Genomic DNA, 26,064 nt, shown 5'->3' on the forward strand with positions numbered 1-26,064 from the left:
CTGTCTGCACACCAATCGCACTGTCCGCGGTTCTCGCTCGCGTCGCTCACGGGTCGCGTTCGCTCCCCGTTCGCGTTCCGCGGTTCTCACTCACTTCGTTCGTTCCGAACCGCGCACGTTCCGAACCGCGCTCACTCCGAACCGCGCTCCTGTCGTGCGCTCGGATGCGCACTGACGTTCAGTGGCTACTGTAGTGGTCGCAGCTGTACGCGGGAAGTAAGCGATTGTACCGAGCGCGAGCGCAGCGAGCGCTCGGCCTTTTTTCATCGAAGTTCTTTGACCGGGTTCGAGCGAGCGCAGCGAGCGAGGACCCGGTTAAAAAAGTTCGTCGTTAAAACTCCACGTCCGTCTCCATCCCTTCGGTCGCGTCCTCGAGACCGTCCTCGCGGACGTCCGTCGCCATGCGCTCAGAGAGCGCCGCGTCGGCGAGGATGCTGTCGAACTCGTCGCGGTAGCGGTCGTTCGCCGCTCGAGACTCGTCCTGGGCTGCCGCGATCCGTCGGTAGCGGCTGATCTGGGCCTCGGTGACGTCGTACTCCGTGGCGAGCGTCGCATCGTCCTCCTCGCGGTCGCGGATCGCGACGAGGTCGACCTCGTCGGCGTCGTCGTCGCTGACCAGGTGGAGCGACATCCGCGCCTCGAAGATATCGGCCTCGTCGACGTCGAGTTCGTCTGCGAGTTCCTCGTCGGGTACATCGTCGTAGAACCCTCTCGCGACGATAATGTACTCGTCAGTCGAGAGCGGCCCCTCGAACTCGTATCGCTCCTGCATCTGCGTGACGACGCTCTCGAGACGTTCCCGGTCGGTTCGCTCGTCCTTCTCGAGCGATCCGCGGGTGTTTTCCTGTGCTTCGGTAACGGTTTCCTCGCCGTCGGTGACGTCGGTGAAAATGTCTCGGAGTTCTTCGGTTTTGTCGTTCATGGGTAGACACTCCCGACAGGTGGCTATTTAAGCCTGTTGCCAGATAATCTTGAACGGATCGCGTGTCGATAATTATGATGAACTAAAAATAGTTTGTCAATTTACGCAAGAAGGCGTCACGTTACGTCACCTTGTGACGTGACAAGAATTAAGTTACAGCCCCGCACCTGATTGTATATGAACGTTGTAGCGCAGACGGAGGTGACGAGAGAGACGTACTGGGGACTCAGCAGCACGGAGTACGCGCTGTTCTATCTCCTCGCGACCGTTACGATCCTCGTCTTCCTCTACGGTGTGTACCAGCGGTTCGCCCGCTACGCCGCGGGCGACGACGACCCGTTCGACCGACTCGACGACCTCTCGAGTCGAATCGTCGGCGGGGCCAAGATCGTGCTCTCGAACGAGAAGCAGTTCAACAGGGATCTCTACGGCGGACTGATGCACTCGTTTATCATGTGGGGCTTTCTGACCCTGCTGATCGCGACGACGATCCTCTTCATCGACGGCTACTTCTGGGAACCGTTCCAGGGCTCGTTCTGGGTCGGCGACTTCTACCTCGCCTACCAGTTCATGGTCGACGCGATGGGGCTGCTGTTCGTCGTCGGCATCGGGATGGCGATGTACCGCCGGTACTGGGTCCGCAACGAGCGTCTCTGGGACCGCCACACCAGCAACGAGGACGACATCTTCATCTGGACGCTGTTCGCGCTGGGCGTCGGCGGCTTCCTGCTCGAGGGACTGCGGATCTACGCGACCGGGATGCCGGACCACGAGATCGTCAGCTTCGTCGGCTGGGGGCTCGCGCTGATCTTCCAGGCGATCGGCATCCCCGTCGTCGAGGGGACGGCGACCGATCCGAACCACGTCACACTGGGCGTCTTCGGCTTCAACGCCGAGACGTTCCACTGGCTGGCGTGGTGGTCGCACTCGCTGATCGCGTTCTTCTTCATCGCGTGGATCCCCTACGCGAAGCCGTTCCACATGCTCTCCTCGTTCGCGAACGTCGTCACGCGCGACCAGAAGGCCGGCAAACGGCTGCCGAACGTCCCCTCGGACCTGGACGCGACCAACGCCGAATCCATCGACGACTTCACCTGGAAAGAGATGCTCGACCAGGACGCCTGTACCAAGTGCGGGCGCTGTTCGTCGGTCTGTCCCGCGAAGGCCTCCGACCGCCCGCTCGACCCGCGAAACGTCATCCTCGACCTGAAGAAGTATCGCGAGGAACTCGAGGCCGGCGGCGAGGAGCAGCCGATCATCGCCGACGGCGGCACGAGCGTCATCAACACCGAGACGATGGAGTCCTGTATGGCCTGTATGGCCTGTATGGACGCCTGTCCGGTCGAGATCGAACACCTCCAGTCCTTTACCCGGCTCAACCGGCAGATGACCGACCAGGGTGACATCGCTCCGAGCATGCAGGACGTCTTCCAGAACGTCATGCAGGACGGCAACACGTTCGGCGACTCGCCGCGTAACCGGGCCGACTGGGCCGACGAACTCGAGTTCGACGTCACCGACGCCCGCGAGGAAGAGGTCGACTACCTCTGGTACGTCGGCGACTACCCGAGCTACGACGACCGCAACAAGCAGGTCGCTCGCTCGCTGGCGACGATCCTGCAGGAAGCGGACGTCAGCTTCGGCATCCTCTTCGACGACGAGAAGTACGACGGCAACGACATCCGCCGCGTCGGCGAGGAGTTCCTCTACATCGAACTCGCCGGTCACCACGTCGAAACGTGGGAGGACTGCGAGTTCGACAAGATCGTCTGCACCGATCCCCACTCCTACAACACCTTCAAGAACGAGTATCCGGAGCTCGACTTCGAGGAGTTCGCCGACGATCCGATGATGCCGTTCGACTACGAAGACGAGTGGAACGCCGACGGCGAGATCGACGTCCTCCACTGGACCCAGGCCGTCGAAGAGCTCGTCACGGAGGGGAAACTCGGGCTCACCGGCACCGAACTCGACTACACGGTCACCTACCACGATCCGTGTCACCTGGGCCGGTACAACGACGAGTACGAGGCCCCGCGCGCGCTCATCACGGCCACGGGCTGTACGCTCGACGAGATGCCCCGCAACCGCGACAACTCCTTCTGTTGTGGCGGCGGCGGCGGCGGTCTCTGGATGGACTTCGAGGAAGAGCCCAAGCCGAGCGAGGAGCGAATTCGCGAGGCGCTCGAGGACACCGACGCCGGGTCGGGAGTCGAAAAGTTCGTCGTCGCCTGTCCGATGTGCATGACGATGTACGAGGACGGCCGCAAGACCGGCGGCTACGAGGACGAGATCGAGATCGTCGACATCGCGGAGCTGATCGTCGAGGCGATCGGCGCCGAAAAAGAAGCGAACCTCGAGATCGCGGCGGACTGAGTCGGCTCTCGGATCGCACTCGATTCTCGTTCTGTTTTCGGCGGGAGTTTCGTTCCGCATCTCGAGTCCCTGGATCGCGAAATCGGTGAGTGTCCGGATCCAGAGGGGGATGCAGACCGGACTGGCAGTCGTTCGCGGAAGGTGATTTTTTAAATCAGATGGCACGGCCAAGGCGGGGCGAACGATACCATGCGACTCGAAGACGACTGCCTCGACGAGAGTAGACGAGCAACTGATCGATCGACCAGCGCTGATCTCCGGACCGGGCGGCGGCAGTATCTAAAAGGGATCGCCGTCGCAGTGCAACCTGATCGAGACTCGGATCGGCGGATACCCGACGGTGACGCTACGAGGAGGTGCGCTCGAGATCGGGACTCGAGTCTACCGCCGTTTCGCTCGACTGCAGTTCGGCCACGTACTCGAGGAAGTTCTCGAACACCAGCTTCGCCTCGCAGGCTCGCTGGTAGTTCTCCTCGGTGATCTCGGCGAGCACGGACTCGCGGCGTTCGTCCGAGAGCTCCTTCTTGTGGACGAGATCGCGGGCGGTCCTGGTGTCGTACTCGGGGTGGAACTGGACGCCGAAGACCCGGTCCTTGCGGAAGCCGTGGTTGGAGTAGTGGTTCTGTGCGAGCGGTTCGGCGCCGGCCGGAAGTGCGGAGACCTCGTCGGCGTGACTCGTGAAGGCGGTGAACTCGCTGGAGATGCCGTCGAACAGCCGCGAGTCGCTGGTCTGCTCGATCTCGCTGTAGCCGACCTCGTAGGCACCCATGCTCTCGACGGTTCCGCCGAGGGCGTCCGCGAGCAGTTGGTGACCCCAGCAGATGCCGAGGAACGGAATATCGCGTTCGATCGCCTCGCCCACCCACTCCTTGGTCGGTTGAATCCACTCGTCGTCCCAGTAGACCGAGGACCGGGAGCCGGTGACGACGACCCCGTCGAAGTCGAACGTCTTCGGCAGCGAGCCCTCGGTGACGTCGAACTCGGCCAGGGAGGCGTCGAGTTCGCGTCGGAAGTTTCGCGTCGTGTTCTCGTCCTGGTGCGATGCGTTCAGGACGGCAATACGAAGCTGGCTCATCAGCAATACATGGTTACTCCGTGGAAAAATGCTTTCCGCCACGCGCCGGCGTTGCCGCAACTGTGGAGCCAGAAGAAAACCTGAACGGTCACTCGATCTACTGAGTGTCGAACGGAACGGGAGTAATCGGTCAGTACTCAGCCCCGGTGACATCCTCCTCGCCGTAAACGGCGAGGCTTCCCGTACCGCAGTTGGGATATTTGCTGGTTTACGACACGACCTGTTCTCTCGTGTTGAACGTCCCGCTTTCGCGGTCGAACAAGTATGTCGATGGCTGTGTCGTTCGAAAGGCGCAAAGCGCCTTTCGTGATGACGAGAGACCGAAGGTCTCTCGAACCACCACACAGCCGTTACTCCTATCCTCGCCGTGAGGACTCGGAGTTATCTTCTGTCGCATGTTCTCCGCTCCGTTACAATCCGCGTTGGCTACCAACTCACACGACGAGCAGACGTACAGGCCACGTTCAACACGGTTCGACTTCGTGTCGCCACCACACCGTGAACAGGTCTTACTGGTGTCCCATTCGTTCTCCTTCAGTACCTCGACGCCACGAATCTCACCTTTGTATTCGAGGTACTGGTAGATGCGGTCAAACGCCCACGAGTGCAACTTCTTGTTCCCCGTTTTGCCCCAGTCTGATTCTCGCACGTCTTCAGGCCAACTCACCGCGAGCGTTCCCACGTTCCGTTCGACACACTCCGTGATGATGGAGTCTGTGAGAACGTGGTAGAAATGCGTCTCGCGGTCTGCGAGTTTCCGACGTGCCCACATCGACTTCTCGGACGGGCCGTTCTTACCCGCCGTATCGTACTCTGCTCGGGTGAAGTAGTGCTTGTCCTGTTTGAGCGAGTTGCCGGGGTAGAGAACGTATTCGTCGGGGAAGGCGACCGTGGCGATGTTCTTGATGCCGAGGTCGATTCCCGCAACGCCGTCGCCTGCTGAGTCGTTGGTTTCGAGTTCGACTTTGCAGATGAAGTGTAGTTCCCACTCCTCGCCGTTCCAGACGGCGCGAACGTTCTGCACTCTGTTGACTTCCGAGAGATCAACGTCGGGGCGCGTCTGGTACTCACAGAGAATGAAGTCCGACCAATACTCCTTGAGGTTCGAGCCTTTGCTGAGTCGGACGCGGTTGTTCTCGGGATCGTGTTTGAACCCGTCTGTTTTGAACGTGACTGTACTCTTGGGTCGAGTGTCGCCGTGTTTGCGGTAGCCGGGCGGATTCGCTTCTGGGTCTTTCTGTCGCAGGTCGAACCAGGACTGGAAAGCGTCGGAAAGTTCTTCGATGACTTTCTGACTGGATTGTGCGTTCAAATCTTTCCAGCATGACTGGTTCTTCATGTACGCTTTGAGCGTCCCTTCATCTGGTATTTCGCCTGTTGCGCCCCAGATGCGGTCGGCTGTCCATCGTGCGATGTTCCAGATTTTCGAGGCGGAGTCTCCGAGCGAGTCGAGGCCATCGCAGACCTGCCGGTGGTTCTGGATGGAACCAACGTAGGTGCGAGTGACCTCAATCGCCATACATAGCCTATGTAGACAGACCTACTTAGTGACTCGGATTAGCGTGGAATATCCGGTTTGCCATCGAGCGGTGGATTCTGTAGTTGAGTGACGCGATTCACGCCCGCCGTGAACGGCGGGATTCTTTCGCTGTTTAAAGATAGTATAGTAACAACTGAAACGAGTTACACACTGATCGCACGGCTGTCGTGCGATCGGGTGTGCATTGACTTTCAGTGGCTACTATAGACGCCGTCCTCGTCCCGTCGGAATCGGTCGCCGGTGTCGAACCATCCGTCGGTGAACCGTCTCGTATCGTCGTCCTCGTCGGCCGATCCTGCAGAACCGTGCTCGTCAGCCTCGTCGGTTCCTCGCTCCATTCTCGCCTCTTCGTTCGAGCCGTCCTCCTGTTTCGCCTCTCTCGAGCCGGTCGCGTCGCCGGTATCGGCGAGGTTTACGTAGCCGTCGGCGACGACCGGTCCCGAAAGCTGGAGGATTCCCTCGGCGGCACCCTCGAGGACAGTGCTCTCGTCGTCGACTAGTCGCGCCCGACAGTCGAGTATCGGTCGTCCGATCTCGTCGTCCGCCGTCGGCTCGGCGACCGCTCGGCTCATCGCCGTTGGACACTCGAGCAGTCCGTACGCAGACGAGACGGACACGTCGTGCTCGAGCAGCGTCTCGAGCGCGTCCTCGTCGGCCGCGTGGTCGCAGATCGCGCGCTCGAGTCCCGCGAGTGCGTCGGCGTTCTCACCGGCCGCGAGCTCTCGAATCGGTGCCGCGCGGCCGCCGAGCAGCGCCACGTCGCGCTCGTCGATCGCCGTCAGCGTGTCGCCGGGATCGAAGGCCCGGTCGAGCAGGAGCTGCCCACCGACGTACAACAGCGGTAACGCGACACGAAACAGCCCGTCGGGAGCCGACAGCGGATCGAGGACGATCCCCGAATCGTTCCTCGAGAACCCCCACGTGACGATGGCGCTGATGCAGTTCCACTCGACCGCACTCGCGGAGAACGCGACGACGGGGCGGCCGGGCTCGCCGTGGAGTGCGAGCAGCGGCGCGTCCACGTCGGTCGACCGCTTCGGAGTAGTGACGGTCGACGCGTCGGCATCCGCGAGCTGGTCGAGCGTCGCGGTCTGCTCCGACCGGATCGATCGAACGAGGTCGCGCTGGGCCGCTTCGGCGACGACGAGAGACGGCTCGAGCGCGTCGAACGGGCGTTTCACGGTCGTCGGTGTCAGCCGATGCGAGATCGGTGCGAGCGTCGCACCCAGTCGACGGCACGCGAACAGGAACGCGATCGACGCGACGCGGTTTCGCGTCACGAGACAGACGGTGTCACCGGGTTCGACGCCGTGATCGGCGAGTGCGCCGGCAGTTCGGCCGACGATCTGCGACAGCTCCGCGTAGGAGACGCGATCCGCGTGGACGGTTTCCGCGGGTGCGTAGAGATGCTCTTCGGAGATGTCGACGACAGCTGTACGGTCGGGGGACCGTTCGGCGCGACGAGCCAGCGAAAGAGTCACGGCTCTGTTTTCGACGTCCGACTACGTAGTACGGCGGGGCACAATGGCAAGCAACGGGCCGGCCAAGCCTCGATGGGTTGGGAGTCGTTACCTGTCGGTCGCGTTCGTCTCGAGAAACCCGAGCAGTCGGTCGTTGACCGTTCGCGAGCGTTCGATGGTGACGAGATGGCCCGCGCCCTCGACCGGGACGAACTCCCCGCGCGGAAGCCCGTCCGCCAGGTTCCGGCCGGCGGACGGCGGGACGAGCGCGTCGTCCGTCCCGTGGAAGACCCGCGTCGGCTGGGTCACGGAAACGAGCGAGGACGACGCGTCGAACGTCTCGAGCGCGGCGACCTGTGCCTCCCATCCCTCGCGGGCTGCGTCGCCGTCAGCTCGCCAGTCGACGATGCCGTCGACGACGTCCGGTTGCTCGTCGAGAAAGTCGACGGAGAGCCCCGCCTCGAGCGACGTTCGAAGTTCCCCTGGGTCGTCCGGCGGTGCGAAGAGGGGTTCGAGGTCGAACGCGTCACCGGAGGCGGCGGTGCCGAACAGCGACAGCGACTCGACGCGGGTCGAGGTTCGGGCTGCGGTGAGCGCGATTGCACCGCCGAGACCCGTGCCGACGAGGTGTGCGCTCCGCGCGCCGATCGCTTCGAGGATCGTCTCGAGGTCGTCGACGAGCGTCCCCATGGCGTACGGTCCCTCTGGCGCGTCCGACCGGCCCGTCCCGCGGAGGTCCCAGACGACCGTCTCGTACGGTCCGGTGAGCGCGGCGTGTTGCCATCCCCACGACCAGCCGCCGAGTCCGGCCTCCGGGACGAAGACGACGGGCACATCTCCGCGCTCGCCGTCGCCCTCGCGGCGGTAGTACAGCGAGACACTGCCGTTCGATGCGGTGGGCATACTCGAGGGATCGTCCTCGCGGGACAGGATGGTTTCGGTTCGAGCGGGGTTCCCGACGTCAGGCCGCGAGGTACGACCTGGCCGCTTCGGTGAGTGTCTCACCGGCCGTGAGGACCTCTTCCCACTCGATGCTCTCCTCGGGGAAGTGTGCCTGCTCGATGCTCCCCGGCCCGAACAGAACGGTCGGGATTCCCGCTCGCACGTAGTGGCGGCTGTCGGCGCCGTAGGTCGCACCCTGAGGGGCGGTCGGCTCGAGACCAGTGGCCTCCATCGCCGACTGTACCGCCCGAACCACCGGCTCGTCCGCCTCGATCTCGGCCGGTTCGAACTGGATCGAGAACCGTTCGAACTCGGGTGGTCGGGACTCGAGGAACGGATCCTCGGCGACGACCCCGCCCAGCCGCTCCTCGAACTCCCGTTCGACCTCGGCGACCGTCTCCCCAGGCGCGACGCCGATGCGGACCTCCGCGGTGAGTTCGTCCGCAACCGACGAGGCCCAGCGACCCGCCTCGACACGGCCGAAACAGACCGGCCACGGAATCGGGAACTCCTCGTACAGCGGATGCCCGACTCGTTCGCCGCGCTCGGCCTCGAGGTCCTCGAATGCCCGCCGGATCCGCTCGAACCGGGGGAGGACCGACTCTCCGTGCCAGCGCGTCGCCGCGTGGGCCGACCGTCCCTCGAGACGAAGCCGCTTCATCAGGCTCCCTTCGGTTGCCGTCACCGGCCGACAGTCGGTCGGTTCGGCGACGATCGCTGCGTCACGCGAGAACGGGTACGGGTTCTCCAGGGCCGCGGCGGCCGCACCGATGCCGCCTTCCTCCTCGCCGGCGACGCTCTCGACGACGATCCTGCCGTCGAGTGACTGTGCCGACGACGCGAGGTGGCGCGCCGCGAACACGCAGGTCGCCAGCCCGCACTTCATATCCGCCGCGCCGCGAGCGGTGAGCTCTCCGTCCGCCCACCGGGGCTCGAACGGCGCTCCGTTCCAGCCGGTTCCTGGCGGTACCACATCGACGTGGCCATTCAGAACGAGCGTCCGACCCGCCTCGGGGTCGCCGAACTCGAGGACGCCCGCGACGCTCGGTCGGTTGGCCGTCTCGATCTCGGCAGGGTCGTCCGGAAACGACGGGTGTTCCGCGAGCGTTCCGGCGTCGGCCTCCCAGCGGTAGGTCTCGAAGCCAGCATCCTCGAGGACGTCGTAGAGCCACTCCTGGGCCGGCGCCTCGTTTCCTGCGGTCGTCTCGAACCGACACAGTTCGTCGGCGAACGACCGCAACTCCTCGTCCCACGTCGTCGCGAACTCCATACACGAGTCTGGAAGTGAGCTCACAAAATACCGGGGCATCCGGTTCGGGAAACGGGACGAAAACGCGCCCCGAGGTCGTCAACGGGCCGATGTTTCGGACTACGACGAGATTCTGTCCGCCCACCAGCGCTTGACGAACGGTCCGAAGACGAGCGCGACGATCACGACCGACAGGACGAACGAGAGCCAGCGGCCGTACTCGAGCGGGTTGACGAAGATCATGTACGAGCCGTCCGAGAGCTGCAGCGAGGTGTAGAGGTTCTCCTCGGCGATGTCCCCGAGGACCACCCCGAGGACGAACGCGATCACCGAGTAGTTGTACCGAACCATGTAGAACCCGATCACGCCGAAGACGATGATCGTCAGGATGTCGATCGGGTTGATCCGAAGCGCGTACGTCCCCAGGAACGAGAGGACGACGACCATCGGAATGATGTAATCGGTGTCGATCTTCGTCAGGTAGCCGAGTTGCGTCACCATCGACAGACCGAAGAGGAGGATGACGACGTTGCCGACGAGCAACGCCAGCAACATCGTGTACGTCAGCGTGAGTTCGCCACTCGGATCGAACATGCTCGGACCGGGACGGAGGTCGTGCATGAGCAGACCGCCGATGAGGACGGCGGTCGAGGAACTTCCCGGAATCCCGAAGGAGATCGCCGGAACGAGCGAGCCGGCGACCGTCCCGTTGTTAGATGCCTCGGAGGCGATCACGCCGATCTCGTTCCCGGAACCGAACGAGTCGGGATCGCTCGAGGAACGAACCGCCTCGGAGTATGCGACGAAGTTCGATACCGTCGCGCCCGCGCCGGGAATCGCGCCGACGATCATGCCGATATTCGCCGATTTGAACACCGTGATGGGGTGTTTGAGCGTCGAGACGATCCCCTCCGTGATGCCGGCCCTGTCGATCGTCACGTCGCCCTTCGCGATCCCGCCTTCCTGGCCGGCGAGTTTCATCATCTCCGCGATCGCGAACAGACCGATCAGCACCGCGACGAAGTCGATCCCGTCGTACAGGTACATCGTTTCGGAGTAGCGCTGATCGAGCGACATCGGCGCGATACCGACGGTCGTGACCAGCAGCCCCGCCACGCCGGCGAGGATCCCCTTCGCGAACGAGCCCCGGGTGACGACGGTGATCATCGCCAGTCCGAGGATCGCGACGAGGAACCGCTCGGGCGTCCCGACCCGGAGCACCATCTCGATCAACCCCGGCGAGAACAGGATCAGCGCCGTGATGGTGAACAGTCCGGCGAACGCGGAGGCCGTCGCAGAGATCGCCAGCGCGGTCGCTGCCCGGCCTTGCTTCGACATCGGATAGCCGTCGAACATCGTCGCCGCGGACGACGACACCCCCGGCGTGTTGATGAGGATCGCCGCGATCGAACCGCCGTACATCGACCCGCTGTAGACGCCGACCAGCAAGATGATCGCACTCGCGGCCTCGAGCGGGAGCGTCAGCGGGAGGATGATCGCCATCCCGAGCGGCGGGCCGAGCCCCGGAAGCCCGCCCACGATGATGCCGATGATGACGCCGGCGAGCAGCCAGATCATCGTCTCGACCGTCAACAGCGCCTCGACCGCGCCGATAAAGGACTCAACCGTCATACGATCATCACCGCCCACTGGAGCAGGTCACCGGCGTATATCGAGAGCCCGAGCAGGTCGTCCGGCGGCGGCAGTTCCCAGCCGGTGAGCCACCCCTCGGCGATGTCGTCCTGGATGAGGTCGTAAAAGAGGTAGGCAGTGGCGAAGCTGAGGACGGTGAGTCCGACGGCCTTTATGAGTTCCATCCGAACCCAGAGCACCCAGGCGACGACGAAAATCGGCGTCGCGTACAGCATCCCGATCAGGAACGTCAACACCATGTAGCCGGTACAGAGCAGCCCGGTAACGATGGGCCCCCGCGGATCGTCGATATCGTAGACGTACATCGCCGACGAGTCGCTCTCCGCTTCGGCTTCCGTTTCCGTTTCGGCGGTGTCCGCGTCCGTCTCGGTACCTTCGGTTGCCGCGTCGGCGTCGGCTTCGTCGACGTCCTCGAGTTCGGTCTCGTCCGCGACCGGCGCACCGGACGTCTCCTTGTCGCCCATCACTTGCATGGGTTCCGCGACGAACGACTCGACCGCGGCACCGAACCGCTCGCGGTAGCCGACGGCACCGATCAGTAACCCGACGCCGACGGCCAGCCGAAGCAGTCCCTCCCCGTCGTCGATGAAGGAGGTGGCGCCGCCGTAGACGAAGTACGCACCTAGCGCCGCACCGATCACCGGCGCGGCGACGGTCAGGTAGTTCCGGGTAAGCAGGAGGAACGAGAGAACGACCGTTCCGCCGGCCATGAGCCGCGGAAACGTCTGTGCGGCCGACGCGTACTCCGACGCCCCGAGGTACATATAGAGGCCGACGACCAGGAACAGTAGAAGCAACGCGTGTTCCATCGTCGGTCGTTCGCCCAGCGCCTTCTCACCGGCGTCTGCCAGGGCCGCCCGAGTCGCGTTTATCGTGGAGTTGTCCTGTTCCATGGTCGGTCCCGTCCAACAGATTCGGCTTCGAATACGTCTCGATCAACGACGATGGTACCAGCCCGCAGCGCTCGGCGGCAGTCGCGAGCGCTCCCTGCAGTATCAGATTTGTATTGTGACATATCTCGTTTCCTCACGTTCGAAAGCGACACAGCAGACGTTCCGGATGAGTCGACTACTCCTCTTCGTCTTCTTCCTCGTCGACCATCCGCTGGAACTCGTCGAAGCCACCGATGGCGTCGTCGACCTGCGATTCGATCTCGTCGACGCTCCCCACGTACTGATCCGCGGCGTCATCCATGTCGCCGAACTCGACGATGTTACCCGTCTCTTCCTCCCACTCCTGGGTGTCCTCGTCCTCGGTTGCCTCCTGGACGGCCTCCATGATCGTTTCACGGACGTCTTCCGGCGTGTCCGGCGGTGCGACCTGCACCTGATAGAACTCCGTGATCCAGGCCAGGCTGTCGCCGTAGTCCGAGATCGGGTCGATGCCGGAGAAGACGTGGTCGAGATCGATGTCCATGAGGTTGACGATGGCGGTTGCCTCGCCGGATTCCTCGGCAGCGACGGCGGAGGTGTTCGTCGCGAAGCCAGCCGCCACTTCGCCGCCGATCACCGCTTCCATGGTCGGGCCACCGCCGTCGTACGGAACGGCGCTGTCGTACTCGAGGCCGTACTCGTCTCTGAGCATGAGCGTCGTAAGGTGGCTGTCGCTCCCTGCACCCTGGTAGCCGAAGCCGCTGATCTCGTCGTCGGCGTACGCGTCTCGAAGCGAGCCGAAGTCGTCGATTCCCGCCTCCTCGGCGGCGTCGTCGTTCACGATGAGCGTGTAGCCGAAGACGCCGGAGTGTGCGATCGGTTCGAGGTCGTCGGGATGCCAGCCGTCGACCTCCTGGGCTCGCCAGGTAAAACTCCATCCCGGCGGGTTGACGGTTCCGAACGTGTATCCGTCGTTGTCCTGCTGGACGAGCCACTCGCTGCCGAGCATACTGCCGGCACCCTCCCGGTTGTCGATCTCGATCGACTGGCCGAGCGGATCCTCCATGATCGGAGCCATCTGGCGAGCGTACGTGTCGGTACCACCACCTTCACCCCACGGAATCATCCAGGTGAGCGATTCGGAGGGGAAGTCGCCGTCGTCCCCATCTCCGTCGTCACCGAGACATCCAGCGACCCCACTCAGTCCCACTGCACCCGCTGCACCTGTTGTCTTGATGAACGTTCTACGGTCCATGATACTCGAGCACATGAAACAAGGACGGATAATACTTTCGGATAAAAGCCGAAATCGGCATATTTTCACAATAAATATGAGGTCATTTTGAATGCAGTTGAAAAGTCTAGCATACATTCAGCCAGACATACACGTATCGGAACCCAATACTGTCATCAGCGAGACAGGCCCACACGTATATCGCGCCGACGGCCCATCCTTTCGCATGAACAAACGGGATGCCAGGCGCCGCGTCGAAGAGACGATCGCAAACCGGGAGTCCGACCTGCTGGAACTGCTCGAGGAACTCGTCTCGGCGAAATCGGTGACGGGACGTGAGCCTCGCGGACAGGCGGTGATGCTCGAGGCGTTCGACCGACTCGATCTCGAGGTCGACACCTGGGAACCGAGCGTCGAGCGACTGTCGGATCACCCCGGCTTCTTCCGAACGTCGTCGTACGACGAGCACGGTTACGACGGCCGAGAGAACGCGGTGGCGACGATCCCTGGAGAGGGGGAAGGGCCGACGCTCGCACTCTCGGGCCACATCGACGTCGTGCCGGCCGACCCGGAGTCGGCGTGGGAGTCCGATCCGTGGGCGCTCCGTCGCGACGGCGACGAACTCTACGGCCGGGGCGTCTCGGATATGAAGGGCGGACTCGCCGCGATGGTACTTGCCGTCGAAACCCTCGCGGACGAGGGTATCGAACTCGCCGGCGACCTCTACCTCCAGAGTACGATCGAGGAGGAGGCCGGCGGCGTCGGCGGCGTCCTCTCGGCGCTCGAGCGCGGCTACGTTCCAGACGCGGCGATTATTCCGGAGCCGTTCGGTCTCCCGAACGTCGGCATCGCCAGCGCCGGCGTGATGTTCTTCGACGTGACCGTTCCGGGCAAGAAGGCTCACGCCGCGTGGGGCCACCAGGGTGTCAGCGCCTTCGACAAGGCCTGCCGGATTCGGGGGGCACTCGAGGAGTTGAACGAGAAACGCCAGGACAGAATCGACTTTCCGCCGGCGTACGGAGCCGATCCGTCCCTCGAGGGCCACGTGACGAACATCAACCTGGGCGTGGTCGAGGGCGGCGACTGGCCCGCCACGGTTCCCGCCGAAGTGACGATGAAGGGACGGGTCGGATGGCCGCCGGGCGAGACTCGAGGCGAGGTCCGGGAAGCGATCGAGGGCGTAATCGCCGAGGCGGCCGACGACGACGAGTGGCTCGCTGCAAACCCGCCAATCGTCGAGTGGGCCGGCTGGAACGCCGCTCCCCACGAAGTCCCGCGCGACGCCGAGATCGTCGAGATCGTCGAACGAAACGCCGAGTCGATCACCGGCGAGGAGGGGAGCTTCGTCGGCGGGAACGCCGCGCTCGACGAACGGTTCTACCAGCGATACTACGACGTCCCCGTCGTCACGGCGGGCCCCTACGGACCGAACCTCCACGGCGTCGACGAGTACACGACGGTTTCCTCGCTGCTCGAGACCGCCCAGACGCTGGCCGTCTCCGCGATCGACTACTGCGGAATCGCCGAGTGATTACGTCCACGCCGAGCGATCACATCCATACCGGGTGATTACGTCATCCGGGACGCACTGTACGTTCCGGACGTCGTCGGACGACGAGCAGATCGTCGACCGTCGCCAGCGAGAGCTACCACGCCGGACGGTCGATCGGCACGGTCGTGACACGTCGATTACGGGAGACGCCTGCACTTATTTTCGGTAACGGCGTACCGTGAGACGGTATGGCGAGACAACATCACGGACACCGCGTCGACTACTCCCTCAGCGATGCCGATCAAAACATCCACAACGCGTGGGACAACAGCCTCGACCCCGTGCTCACGGTAGAGCCCGGAGACGTCGTCCGGTTCGAGTGTCGCGACGCCGTCGACGGCCAGGTGACTATCGAGTGCGGTCCGGAGGAGTTCTCGAACGTCAGCTTCGACCCGGTCCACCCGCTGACGGGTCCCGTCGCCGTCGAGGGAGCCGAACCGGGCGATGCGCTCGTCGTCGAACTGCTCAGTCTCCAGCACAAGGGCTGGGGGTACACCGGCTTTCTCCCGGGCGAGATGGGGCTCGGGCTCCTTCCCGAGGAGTTCCCGGAGGCCGGCGTCCACATCTGGGACCTCGAGGACGACGTCGGTCATTTCGTAAACGGGATCGAGGTCCCTCTCGACCCGTTCCCGGGCACCATCGGCGTCGCACCCGCCGAACCGGGCGAACACGAGACGCTTCCCCCGCGGGACGTCGGCGGGAACATGGACGTCAAGCACATGACTGCGGGTTCGACCGTCTACCTCCCCGTCGAGGTCGACGACGCCCTGTTCTCGATCGGCGACTGTCACGCCGCCCAGGGCGACGGCGAGGTTTCCGTGACGGGTATCGAGGCACCGATGTTCGTCACCGCCCGGTTCGGACTGAAGAAAGACGCCGGAATCGAACAACCCCAGTTCGAGAGTGACGGCCCGTTCACACCGACCGGGCAGGACGAACGGATGTACGGGACGACCGGCATCGCCGACGACCTGATGGAGGCGGCGCGGCTCGCAGTGCGACACATGATCGACCACCTCCACGAGGAGCGCGGCCTCACGCGGGGCGAGGCCTACATCCTCTGTTCGGCCGCCGTCGACCTGAAGATCAACGAGATCGTCGACGCGCCGAACTGGGTCGTCTCGGCGTACCTTCCCGAGAGTATCTTCCCGGAGCAAGAGAACGGCGACTCCTGATACTGCCGGACAGAACTATTTGAAGATCGATCGCTCGGACGCGGCCGTCTCCAGCGGCGACGGCCGCTACTTCGCGATCGACTTCTCATCGGCTTCCGTTCGACAGTATGAACGCGACGGCAGGCCGAACTGCGGTCGACGGCTCGACCGATCAGGCGTCCTGAATCTGCCGCAATACGTCCGGCGCGTCCTCGAGCGCGTCGTCCAGATCGTCGACGTTGGGGCCGCCGCCCTGGGCGAAGTCCGCCGGGCCGCCGCCGCCGCCGCCGACCTTCGCGGCGAGTTCGCCGACGACCTCGCCGGCGTTGACGTTGACACCGTCGGGGACGGCGACGACGAACTGGGCGCCGCTCTGGCCGCTGCCCAGCACGGCGATCTTTTCGTCCTCGGCGAGCGCGTTCGCGGTCGCGCGTAGCTCGTCCATATCGGCGTCGATCCGCTGGACGACCGCCGTGGTGTCGCCGACCTCGACCTCCTCGCCGCCGCCACCGCCGCCCGCCCGCGCCGCGGCGAGCTGTTCCTTGAGGTCCTCGATCTCCTTGCCGCGGCCCTTCCACTCCTCGAAGAAGCGTTCGGCCGTCTCGGGAACGTCCTCGGGGGAGACGTCGAGCACCTCCGCGGCCTCGTAGAGGGCGTCCTCCTTGCGCTGGGTTGCCTCGATGGCTGCCTCGCCGGCGGCGAACGTGATTCGCTCGACGCCGTCCTGGACCCGCTCGGTCGAGAGCACCTTGATCGTCCCGATCTCACCGGTTCGAGCGACGTGTGTGCCGCCGCAGGCCTGGACGTCCTCGTCGACGTGAATCAGTCGGATCTGCTCGCCTGGCGGGATGCCGCCCTGGTAGAGGTCGAAGCCGTGCTCGCTCTCGGCGTCGTGGCGGTCGGGCCACTCCTGGGTGACCGGCGTGTTGTCCATCACGATCTCGTTCGCCCGGCTTTCGATCTGCTTGACGTCGTCCCGGGAGATACGGTCGTAGTGGCGCATATCGATCCGCGAGGAGTCGACGCCCTTCTGGGCACCCGCCTGGCGGATGTGCTCGCCGAGAACCTGCCGAGCGGCGTGGATGACGATGTGGGTCGCCGTGTGGTGGCGCATCAGCTGTCGGCGACGTTCGACGTCGATCTTGCCCCGAACGAACTCACCTTTGCCCGGATCCGCGTCGGTCCGGTGGAGGATCACGCCGTCTTCGGTCTGGACGTCCGTGACCTCGACGCTCGTGTCGTCGGTCGAGAGCGTCCCCGTGTCGGCTGGCTGGCCGCCGCCCTCGGGGTAGAACATCGTCTGATCGAGCACGACGTCGTAGCCGTCCTCGCGCTCGAAGACGTCGAGAACGACGGCCTCGAACTCCGTGCGTTGCTGGTCGTCGTAGTAGAGCTTCTCCGTCTCCGGCAGATCCTCGAACCGGGCGTCCGTGTCGGACGCTGCCTCCTCGAGCGACTCGACGGTGTCGTGGCGCTCGGCGACCAGGCTGTAGAAGTCGTCGGGGACGTCGACGTCGGCGCCGGCCTCGTCGGCGATCTCCTCGACCATATCCGGCTGGATGCCGTGAGAGTCGTAGAGTTCGATCAGCTCTTCGGTCGGGATCGAGGCGTCCTTCTTCGCGTACTCGGCGGCGAGCGCCTCCACCCGCCGACCGCCACGCTCGAGCGTCTCGCGGTACTTTTCGACCTCGGTGCGGACGATGTCGCGAATCGTGTCGCGGTTCTCGTACTCCAGCCGTTCGGCCTGCATGTCGACGAGTTCGTCCAGCGGCGCGTCGACGCCGACGTTGTCACAGAGGCGTTTCGTCCGCCGGAGGACCATCCGGGTGAGGTAACCCGTCCCGACGTTCGAGGGAACGATCCCGTCGCCGAGCATGTAGGCGAGGGTCCGACAGTGGTCGGCGATCGCGTAGATGTCCTCGAGGGGTTCCATCAGCTCCTCGAGGTCGTCGACGTCGACGCCGAGTTCGCTCGCGATCTCGCCGCGAGCGGTCTCCATGTCCTCGGCCTCGTCGATGTCCATGTGGCCCGCGAGTTTGGCGGCGCGGTGGACGAGTTCGGACTCCTCGTCGGTGTGGTCGATCTCGGCGTTCCCCTTCAGGAACTCGATCATGTCGGGGTAGATCGCCTCGTAGACGGTCGGCGTCCCCTGGGACACCCAGGCCCACCGCTCGAGCCCGTAGCCGGTGTCGACGATGTAGGTGTCCATGTAGGAGTAGGAGTTCCCGTCTTTCATCTCGAACTCGCCGTCGGGATCCTGCTCCATGCACATGAAGACGAGCGTCGCGAGTTCGACGCCCTTGAAGATGACCTCGATCGCGGGCCCGGCGTTGCCGCCACCGACCCACGGATCCTCGATATAGATGACTTCCTCGAGGTCGACGCCCATCGAGGCGAAGAACTCGTCGCAGAGTTCGACGGTCCGATCCTTCCAGTAGACCTCGCCCTCGTAGGCGTACTGCTCCGGATCCTCGAGATCTTCGCGCGCGTTGAACGCGTGGTGGGCCATCATCTCGAAGGCCATCGTGTGTCGGCCCGTCTTCCCGACGTTGTCGATGTCCTGCATTCGGATACAGGGCTGGCTGATGGTTAGCGGGTTGGCCGGCGGCGGCGTCTCCCCGCTCGTCACCAGCGGCTGGAAGTCGTAGATCGACGCCTGCGTCAGCAGGACGTCGTCCCGCCAGCGGTTCGCCGCGACAGGGTACGGCTCGATCCGCTCGTGGTCGTGGTCCTCGAAAAAGGAGAGGAACGTCTCTCGCATCTCCTCGAGGCTGTACTCCTCGTCGAAGCCGGGGTTCCCGATGAAGTCGTACTCCTCGCAGGGTGGCTCACCACAGGTCTCCCGCTCGTGGTCGCGCGTCCAGAACTGCGCACCACAGGAGGGACACTCCTTGCGCTCGAACCCTTCCTCCTCGAAGTACTCGAGGCGGTACTCTTCCTCCAGTTCGCTCATTACCCATGTGTTGGCCGTGCAGCGGGTAAAATAGTTCCGCAACGGCCATTTCGGGGAAATCAGCCGACACGACCGAACCCGATCTCACGAACGACCGCGTTTCGTCCGGCGCTGTCGTTCTCTTCGGAAAATATATATCGTGTGAAGTGTTTTTCTGGTAACAATATTGGTGATACGGTGCTGGGGAAACGGTCTCGCCGCGAAGAGGTGGAACGGTCGGTGCGGTCACGGACGGGGGGTGTCTAACGGTGTCGACGAGACGATCCCTGCTACGGAGCGGCGGGGTTGCCGGGGTCGGCACGCTCGTCGCCGTCCTCGCATTGCCGCCGCCGCCCGACGGAACGTCGATCGATCGGACGGTCGAGGGAACCGCGGCGCCGGCCCCCGTGGACGGATGGACCGATCGGCCGATCACCGACGAGGACGAGACGCCGGTCGCGCGCTACCAGTACCGGCCCGCCGACGACGCCGATGGCACCGACCGCGAGGCGTTCGTCGCGACGGCCCCGATCAACGTCGTCCTCCTCCCGGCCGCCGAGACGGACGAGGCGGGTCTCGAGCGCGTCATGGACGTTCTCACCGACGACGGCTGGCTCCGCCGACCCGAAGAGTACACCCGCTACGCTCGGGATCGGACGACGGGGCGCTACGTCCGCCAGGAGGCGACGGCTGCCGAAACCTACTACGGGACCAGCGGCCGCCTCCACGTTCGCTGCTGGTCGTTCGAGGGTGTCGTCTCCATGCAGGCCCACGAGGATACGGGTGCCCGACCGAAACACGGGATCGCCTCCTACGAACGCGGCCGCGAGGCGGTCGCGGCGATCTTCGACGCCGCCGGCTGGGCCGTCACCCCGACCGCGATCGATCTCGACAACGACCAGCGCGACCACGACGGGTTCGCGACCGTCGTTACGGAGGACGACCCGTGAGTACCGACGATCGCCGCGTGTTCGGCCGACGCCTTCCCGGCGGGACCGAGTTCGAGCATCCGCTGGTCGGCCTCGAGCGGCGTCGAACGGCGGTCGTCGCCGCCTATCTGGCCGTCCTGGTCGGTCTCTTCGGCGTCAGCTACGCGGGAACGACAATCACGATCGGCGACACGCCGCTCGAGACGGTGACGCCGCGGTTCGACGCGGTCAGTACGGTGCTCATCGCGCTCGCGACCGCGACGATCACGGTCGTCCCGTTCTGCTATGCGGCCTGGAACGGCGGGCCGGCGGTCTCGTTCGGGCTGCCGCTGGTTCCGGTCTTCCTCGGGGACATCGCCGCCGGCCGGTACGTCCTCGGAGTCGACGCGGCGATCGCGCTGACCGTCGGCGCTGCGGCGAGCGCACTCGCGTTGCTCGCGACCGACGTCCGGCAAACGGGCTCGCTGCGCCCCTGGCGGGGTGCCCGCGGCGACGCGGCCGGCTCACAACAGCTATTCGTCACGATGATACTGGCCGTCGCCGCGGTCGGCGTCGCCCGGTTCGCCGGGACCGTCCCGCCGCGCAGCCTCGAGTGGTATCTGCCGTTTGCGGTCTGCTGGCTCGTGTCCGTCGGCGTCGTCGGCGCCTACTGGCAGGCGACGCTCCGTGCCGCGGTCGCGTCGCGAGTCGCGAGCGAGCGAGCGGAGTCGTAGCCGACGATCGGTCGTTCCGCTCGGCCGTCCGACCGTCGGCGCGACAGCTCCCTGACCAGTAACTATTTGCGACCGTTGACTCGCAGTACGTGACAACGGACGCGTCTTCCGCATCGCCATGACGACTATCGTCCTGTACGTCGCAGCCACCGAATCGGACGCCCTCGAGGGAGCCGCCGCTCTCGAGCGGGCCGCGTCCGATATCTCGGTCGCGCCGGCCGTCTCGCTCGACGCGATCCGCGAGCGGGCGCCCGCCGCCGACTGCGTCGTCTTCGCCGAGACGCCGACGACCGCAGAGGGTTCGCACCTGCTCGAGGTCGTCGACGCCTGCGACGATACTCCGCTGGTGCTCTACGCCGACCCGAGCTACGCGCCGACGACCGCCCGCGCGACCGACGGGATCGAGGGCTACGTCCGCCGCGACGGCGACCGATCGACGGTTCACCTCGCCGACGAGATTCGTTGGGTCTCCCACGAACCGGCGTCCGACGAACGACCGTCAGCCAGCAGCGGGGACGAAACGGCTACCGAGTCCGCCGGCGGGACTGACCGAACGCACCGCAAACGGGTGCTCGCCGCTCAGCGCGACCGACTCGAGGAAATCGATCGACTCGTCGACGGCGACCTTCGCGAGCGGCTCAGCCTCGCCCAGGGCTACCTCGAAATTGCGCGGGAGACGAACGACCCTGACCACGTCGCGGCGGTCGAGGCCGCTCACGAACGGCTCGGAGAGTCGCTCGACGCGCTATCGACCCTCTCGCGGCGACGAGACGTGATCGCCGCGGTCGAACCCGTCGCCCTGCACGATATCGCCCGCCGCGCCTGGGCGCGACTGGACGAGCCGAACGATCGAACCCTCCACCTCGAGGAGGATCGAGTGCTCGAAGCCGACAAGGAACGGCTCGCGGACCTGCTCGAACGACTGTTCCTGCGGAGCGGCTCCGCGGGCAGGGGCCCCGAGCCAATGACGATTCACGTCGGTGCGAGTTCGAACGGGTTTTTTGTCGGCGACGACGGCGACCCACCGTTGGAGTCGGAAGGGGAGAAACGTCTCGAGCGCGGCGACGACCTCGCGCTCGTCGGCCGGATCGCCAACGCCCACGGCTGGTCGGTGTCGATCGGCGAGAGCGACGAGGGTGGGACGCGCGTCGATATCACTGGGACGACGGTCGACTGGGAGAACGCGTTCGGCAGCACCTCAATCCGGTCTGCGCTCGATTCGGAATTCGAACTCGAGCGGTGATCGCAGTCGCGATTATTCGTTCTCGAGCGCCAGCGACGCCAGCATCGCCTCGAGTTGCAGCCGTTCGTTCGCACCCTCGGTGATCCGGTAGTCTACTTCGCCGAGTCGCTCGAGCAGCCGAACGGTGGCCTGTTCGGGGAGGTCGAACTGCCACGCCGAGCGGTGAAGCTGGTCGATGACGTCGCCGCCGGCGAGGCCGCGTTCCATCAGGAGGTCCTCGAGTGCGGCGCGGGCGGCGGTGAAGTCGCCGTCGATGGCGTGCTGGACCATCTCCTCGACCTCCTCGGGGCGGGCGGTGGAGGTGATCGCGAACACCGTCTCCTCGTCGACGGTTTCGCCCATCACGGCCGCGGCCTGCAGGGCGTTGATCGCCTTCCGCATGTCGCCGTCGGCGGCGTACACCAGTGCATCGACGCCGTCGTCCGTGACCTGAATGCCCTCGGTGTCTGCGATTTCCCGGACCTGGGCCTCGACGGCGTCCTCGGTGAGTTCAGTAAAGCGGAAGACCGCACACCGCGACTGGATGGGATCGATGATCTGGCTCGAGTAGTTACACGAGAGAATGAAGCGCGTGTTGTTCGAGAACTGCTCCATCGTCCGGCGCAGCGCGGACTGGGCGTCGCTGGTCAGCGCGTCGGCCTCGTCTAAGAAGATGATGCGGTGGTCGTAGCCGCCGAACGAGGAGCGCGCGAAGTCCTTGATCCGGTCGCGGACGACGTCGATCCCGCGCTGGTCGGAGGCGTTGAGTTCCAGGAAGTTCTCGCGCCAGTCGTCGTCGTAGACCTCGCGGGCGATGGCCTGTGCTGCGGTCGTCTTGCCGGTTCCGGCTGGCCCCGCAAACATGAGGTGGGGGAGGTCCCCCTGCTCGACGTAGCGTTGCAGTCGCGGCACGATATTCTCGTGGCCCTTGATCTCGTCGAGTCGCTCCGGCCGGTACTTCTCGATCCAGACCTCGGTCTTGCCGGGTGTCGGCTCCACCGCCTCGGCGTCGGCCTCGCTCATACCGCTCGCAAGGGGCGGCCGGCAGATAAATCGCCCGAAGGGCGTGCTCGAGACAGCCCACGGAGTGGCCGCCGAGCCAGTCACTCCGTCCGGAACCGCGATCGAACTGTTTTAATCGGAGACGGGTGGGACACATGTTTTTCATCTCACACGATGTGCGGTGTGTATGGGGTTTCGAACGTCCATCGGAGCGCGAGTCGCGATCGCTCTGCTCGTCGTCGTCCTTCTGGGTACGATGCCAGCGTCAGTCGCCGCCCAGTCTGACGAGCGAGCCGGCGGAACGATCGTCGTCGAAGAGGGCGAAACGGTCGACGAGGTCGAAGCCTTCGCGGGCAACGTAATCGTCCGGGGCACCGTCACCGGAGACGTCAGCGCGTTCGCGGGCAACGTCCAGATCGACGGCGAGGTCGGCGGCGACGTCGAGGCCGTGTCCGGCAACGTCGAAATCACCGGCACCGTCGACGGCGACGTCAGCGGCGCCGGCGGCAACTTCGTCGTCGCCGAGGACGCGACGATCGGCGGCTCGCTCGAGGCCGGCGCCGGAACCGTCGAGATCGACGGCACGATCGCAGGCGACGCGGCGATCGGGGCGGAGACGATCCGGCTCGGCGAGAACGCGGCCATCGACGGCGACCTCCGGTACGGTGGGACCCTCGAGGGGAACACCGACGCGGTTGCCGGCGAGATCACGGAGGATTCGCGGATCGGCGTCGGCCTCGAGCCGACCGTCCAGCCGTTCGCCGAGTGGCTCTTCGCGGTCTACGCATTCGTGCTGAATCTGCTTCTCGGTGCGATACTGCTCGCGCTGTTCCCCCGGTTCTCGGACGGCGTCGCCCGCCGCGTCGCGACCGATCCCGTCAGAACCGGTCTCGCGGGTCTGGGCGTGCTCGTCGGCGTGCCGATCCTGCTGGTCGCGATCGCGATTACGATCATCGGGATTCCCGTCACCGTCGTCGGCGCGTTCCTGTTCGCGCTCCTGGTGTGGATCGGCGTCGTCTACGGCCGGTTCGCCGTCGCCGCGTGGCTCCTCTCGTACGCCGACCTCGAAAATAGGTGGCTCGCGCTCGTCGTCGGTCTCCTCGGCGGTGCGCTTCTCGGACAGATTCCCTTCGTCGGCGGGCTTCTCAACTTCGTGATCTTCCTGCTCGGCCTCGGCGCGCTCTCGATGGGACTGTACGGTCACCGGCGGGTGATCCAGGAGCGCGAGCGCGACCGGCCCAGCGGCGTCGAACCCGGCGGCCCCGCGAGCGACTAACGGGAATCGATCCCGCTCTGCCAGCGCTCGGTACGCGGACCCACGTACGACTACTGTGTGTGACGAACCATCACCTAACTCGAACCGATCGAACACATCGCGGTGGCGCGTGCTGGGCTATCGCGAGCGAACAGCGAGCGATAGGTCGACGCCGTGCGAGGGATGAGTGAGCGAACGGGGAGGAACGACCCGTGAGCGAACGAATCGGTTGGGGAGGACGTGGAGATTCCCCGGTGCCAGTAGGAGTATCCAGCTGAAGGTATTGGTATGTTTAGGGCAACTAGATATCACAGTCTGCATTCGCGAGCGAAGCGAGCGGTTCACCGCCGGAGCGGACGAAGTCCGCGCAGGCGGCCTTTTTCATCGAAGTCCGCAAGCGCTCCGCGCTTGCGGGCCCATCAGAAATCTTCGATTTCTGAGGATGTTTTTGCGCCGAGTGGTTCCGAGCGACGCGAGCGAACCCGAGGCGGAAAAAGTTCGGTATGCATTTGCACGTATCGGAGCCGTGGTCAGACGGTCTCGAGATCCTCCGACAGTCGACGCCCTCAAGTCCACACTCGAGTAACGACGACCATGCACGTCACCGTCGACGTCAAGGGCGAGGGAAGCCACGAACTCGCGCTCGGGGAGGTGGCGACCGACGCGCCGGAGCCGACCTACGCGGACCTGCTCCGCGAGGTCGACCTCAGTCCCCACGAGGTGAGCGTCCTGGTCGACGGGCGACCCGTCCCCGAGGATCAGCCGGTCGAGAGCGAGCACGTGACGGTGCTGCGGTTGATCAAGGGCGGCACTCACTAGCAGTAGCTGGGAACGCGGTTTCAGTATACAGTCTTCGACTCGAATCTGAATCGGTTGATTCGGTACGTACGTACACTGAACGACCGGCGTTGAGTCTGCATACGGGCCAACCGCTGCCGGGTGGGAATGAAAAGGGCCAGGGCTTTTGCGGTGATGATTACAGAAACAGGTTCTGCTCGCACGAACACAGGGGATGGCCACACCCTCCCCAGCCGACTCACTCGCTGGCGGGCTCACGGCGGCTGGCCGTTCGCCGCTCCGCGGCGCTCCGCGCCGCGCTCCGCTCGTTCGTCCCTCGCGCAGTGTCGTCGACCGCCCTCGCTTGCGCTCGGCCAGTCGACAGCGCGCGCCACCCCAGCGAAGGATGGTTAGCCCACGGTGAGACATAGTCCGCCCGTACGCGGTGTTATTCGATGAAAGCTACTGTGAGTCGAGTCGCGTCCCCCTCGCCGCCGTCGCCTTGAACGAGGCGACGACGGATCGGCCGGGTTCGAGCCCCAGGCGCTCGCGGCTCGAGCGCGTGACGAGGGCCTCGAGGTCGGCGTCCCCGTTCCCATTCCCGTTTCCGTCTCCGGCCTCGTCCTCCGCCAGTGAGAGCGTCACGCTGGCGATCTCCTCGCCGGGCTCGACGGCTGTCACCGTTCCGGCGAAGCGGTTCCGGAGGCTCGTCCCGTCCGGTTCGGGCGTCTCGTCCGGATCGGTCAGGACGACGGCGTCCGAGCGGACGCTGATCTGGACCTCGCGGACTCCGGGCGGAGCCAGCGCGACGATGGGGCCGGCGGCCGTCTCGACGGTCGCGAGTTCGCCGGTTCGCTCGTCGACGGTCCCCGTGAACACCGACTCGGTGACCGTCGCCACGCCGTCGAGTTCGGTCGCGTGGCGGTCGAACCGTCGGCGAAGCTCGTGGGCGGTGTCCGTCAGCCTGGTTCCACCGCCGCCGCGTCCGCCGCGCTGGCGCTCCGTGAGCTGGCCGACTTCCGCCTCGAGTTCGACGATCCGGTTCTGGAGCCGCGCGTAGGACCGTCCCAGCTCTTCGGCCGCCCCGTGCATGGATCCCTGTCGGTCGATCGCCTCGAGCATCTCGATGTCGCGGCGCTCGATCGTGACGTCGCCGGCCGAGAGTTTCGTGCTGAAGTCCTTCTCGATGCCCATTGGTGTCTCCG

Annotated in this window: 20 protein-coding genes; 8 read left to right on the plus strand and 12 right to left on the minus strand. The window is 65.0% G+C overall.

Features of this window, described 5'->3' with window-relative positions; genetic code table 11:
- Positions 1-331: 331 nt before the first annotated feature.
- Positions 332-922 (minus strand): conditioned medium-induced protein 4, encoded by a 591-nt coding sequence (locus CV102_RS04985; RefSeq protein WP_148856792.1) that lies wholly within the window; start codon positions 920-922, stop codon positions 332-334.
- Between the two features lie 177 nt (positions 923-1,099).
- Between CV102_RS04985 and CV102_RS04990 the strand changes: the two genes are divergently transcribed.
- Positions 1,100-3,298, plus strand: coding sequence for a (Fe-S)-binding protein (locus CV102_RS04990; RefSeq protein WP_148856793.1), 2,199 nt, complete (start codon positions 1,100-1,102; stop codon positions 3,296-3,298).
- Between the two features lie 346 nt (positions 3,299-3,644).
- Here CV102_RS04990 and CV102_RS04995 read toward each other — a convergent pair whose 3' ends face one another.
- The 8 genes from CV102_RS04995 to CV102_RS05030 form a co-directional block, all read right to left on the minus strand.
- Entirely contained in the window at positions 3,645-4,373 is a 729-nt protein-coding gene (locus CV102_RS04995) for a type 1 glutamine amidotransferase (RefSeq protein ID WP_148856794.1), read from the minus strand.
- A 208-nt stretch (positions 4,374-4,581) separates the two neighbouring features.
- Positions 4,582-5,892 carry an RNA-guided endonuclease InsQ/TnpB family protein gene (locus CV102_RS05000; RefSeq protein WP_148856795.1) on the minus strand — a complete coding sequence of 437 codons (1,311 nt, stop codon included), beginning with the start codon at positions 5,890-5,892 and terminating at the stop codon, positions 4,582-4,584.
- Between the two features lie 212 nt (positions 5,893-6,104).
- On the minus strand, positions 6,105-7,394 hold the full coding sequence (locus tag CV102_RS05005) for an AMP-binding protein (protein ID WP_148856796.1): 1,290 nt from the start codon (positions 7,392-7,394) through the stop codon (positions 6,105-6,107).
- 87 nt (positions 7,395-7,481) lie between these two features.
- A complete protein-coding gene (locus tag CV102_RS05010; protein WP_148856797.1) occupies positions 7,482-8,276 on the minus strand; it encodes an alpha/beta fold hydrolase in 795 nt (264 codons plus the stop codon).
- Between the two features lie 58 nt (positions 8,277-8,334).
- The gene (locus tag CV102_RS05015; RefSeq protein WP_148856798.1) at positions 8,335-9,585 is read right to left on the minus strand and encodes a M20/M25/M40 family metallo-hydrolase; all 1,251 of its coding nucleotides are present in this window, start codon (positions 9,583-9,585) and stop codon (positions 8,335-8,337) included.
- 99 nt (positions 9,586-9,684) lie between these two features.
- Positions 9,685-11,196 carry a tripartite tricarboxylate transporter permease gene (locus CV102_RS05020; RefSeq protein ID WP_148856799.1) on the minus strand — a complete coding sequence of 504 codons (1,512 nt, stop codon included), beginning with the start codon at positions 11,194-11,196 and terminating at the stop codon, positions 9,685-9,687.
- On the minus strand, positions 11,193-12,110 hold the full coding sequence (locus CV102_RS05025) for a hypothetical protein (protein WP_148856800.1): 918 nt from the start codon (positions 12,108-12,110) through the stop codon (positions 11,193-11,195). The genes CV102_RS05020 and CV102_RS05025 overlap by 4 nt, the downstream gene beginning before the upstream one ends.
- A gap of 175 nt (positions 12,111-12,285) precedes the next feature.
- Positions 12,286-13,344: a Bug family tripartite tricarboxylate transporter substrate binding protein gene (locus tag CV102_RS05030; protein WP_187432860.1), complete on the minus strand. Its 1,059-nt coding sequence runs from the start codon at positions 13,342-13,344 to the stop codon at positions 12,286-12,288.
- Between the two features lie 205 nt (positions 13,345-13,549).
- Here CV102_RS05030 and CV102_RS05035 point away from each other — a divergent pair, with 205 nt between their 5' ends.
- Together CV102_RS05035 and CV102_RS05040 are read left to right on the plus strand one after the other, a co-directional pair.
- Positions 13,550-14,854, plus strand: a complete 1,305-nt coding sequence (locus CV102_RS05035; protein ID WP_148856801.1) for an ArgE/DapE family deacylase — start codon at positions 13,550-13,552, stop codon at positions 14,852-14,854.
- Positions 14,855-15,063: 209 nt separating this feature from the next.
- Complete coding sequence (locus CV102_RS05040; RefSeq protein WP_148856802.1) at positions 15,064-16,050, plus strand: acetamidase/formamidase family protein; 987 nt, start codon at positions 15,064-15,066, stop codon at positions 16,048-16,050.
- 151 nt (positions 16,051-16,201) lie between these two features.
- Here CV102_RS05040 and alaS read toward each other — a convergent pair whose 3' ends face one another.
- Positions 16,202-18,982: an alanine--tRNA ligase gene (gene alaS, locus CV102_RS05045; RefSeq protein WP_148856803.1), complete on the minus strand. Its 2,781-nt coding sequence runs from the start codon at positions 18,980-18,982 to the stop codon at positions 16,202-16,204.
- 248 nt (positions 18,983-19,230) lie between these two features.
- Here alaS and CV102_RS05050 point away from each other — a divergent pair, with 248 nt between their 5' ends.
- From CV102_RS05050 to CV102_RS05060, 3 genes are all read left to right on the plus strand, one after another.
- Positions 19,231-19,911, plus strand: a complete 681-nt coding sequence (locus CV102_RS05050; RefSeq protein WP_148856804.1) for a hypothetical protein — start codon at positions 19,231-19,233, stop codon at positions 19,909-19,911.
- Complete coding sequence (locus CV102_RS05055) at positions 19,908-20,603, plus strand: hypothetical protein (protein ID WP_148856805.1); 696 nt, start codon at positions 19,908-19,910, stop codon at positions 20,601-20,603. The genes CV102_RS05050 and CV102_RS05055 overlap by 4 nt, the downstream gene beginning before the upstream one ends.
- Before the next feature lie 118 nt (positions 20,604-20,721).
- Positions 20,722-21,846: a HAMP domain-containing histidine kinase gene (locus CV102_RS05060; protein WP_187432861.1), complete on the plus strand. Its 1,125-nt coding sequence runs from the start codon at positions 20,722-20,724 to the stop codon at positions 21,844-21,846.
- Positions 21,847-21,858: 12 nt separating this feature from the next.
- Here CV102_RS05060 and CV102_RS05065 read toward each other — a convergent pair whose 3' ends face one another.
- A complete protein-coding gene (locus CV102_RS05065) occupies positions 21,859-22,848 on the minus strand; it encodes a replication factor C small subunit (protein ID WP_148856806.1) in 990 nt (329 codons plus the stop codon).
- 166 nt (positions 22,849-23,014) lie between these two features.
- Here CV102_RS05065 and CV102_RS05070 point away from each other — a divergent pair, with 166 nt between their 5' ends.
- Both CV102_RS05070 and samp2 read left to right on the plus strand, forming a co-directional pair.
- A complete protein-coding gene (locus tag CV102_RS05070; protein ID WP_148856807.1) occupies positions 23,015-24,103 on the plus strand; it encodes a bactofilin family protein in 1,089 nt (362 codons plus the stop codon).
- 573 nt (positions 24,104-24,676) lie between these two features.
- Positions 24,677-24,901: a ubiquitin-like small modifier protein SAMP2 gene (gene samp2 / locus CV102_RS05075; RefSeq protein WP_148856808.1), complete on the plus strand. Its 225-nt coding sequence runs from the start codon at positions 24,677-24,679 to the stop codon at positions 24,899-24,901.
- A gap of 420 nt (positions 24,902-25,321) precedes the next feature.
- Here the strand turns inward: samp2 and CV102_RS05080 are convergent, their stop codons facing one another.
- Positions 25,322-26,053, minus strand: a complete 732-nt coding sequence (locus tag CV102_RS05080; protein ID WP_148856809.1) for a TOBE domain-containing protein — start codon at positions 26,051-26,053, stop codon at positions 25,322-25,324.
- Positions 26,054-26,064: the final 11 nt, after the last annotated feature.

The organism is Natronococcus pandeyae, from assembly GCF_008122205.1.
Lineage (GTDB): Archaea > Halobacteriota > Halobacteria > Halobacteriales > Natrialbaceae > Natronococcus > Natronococcus pandeyae.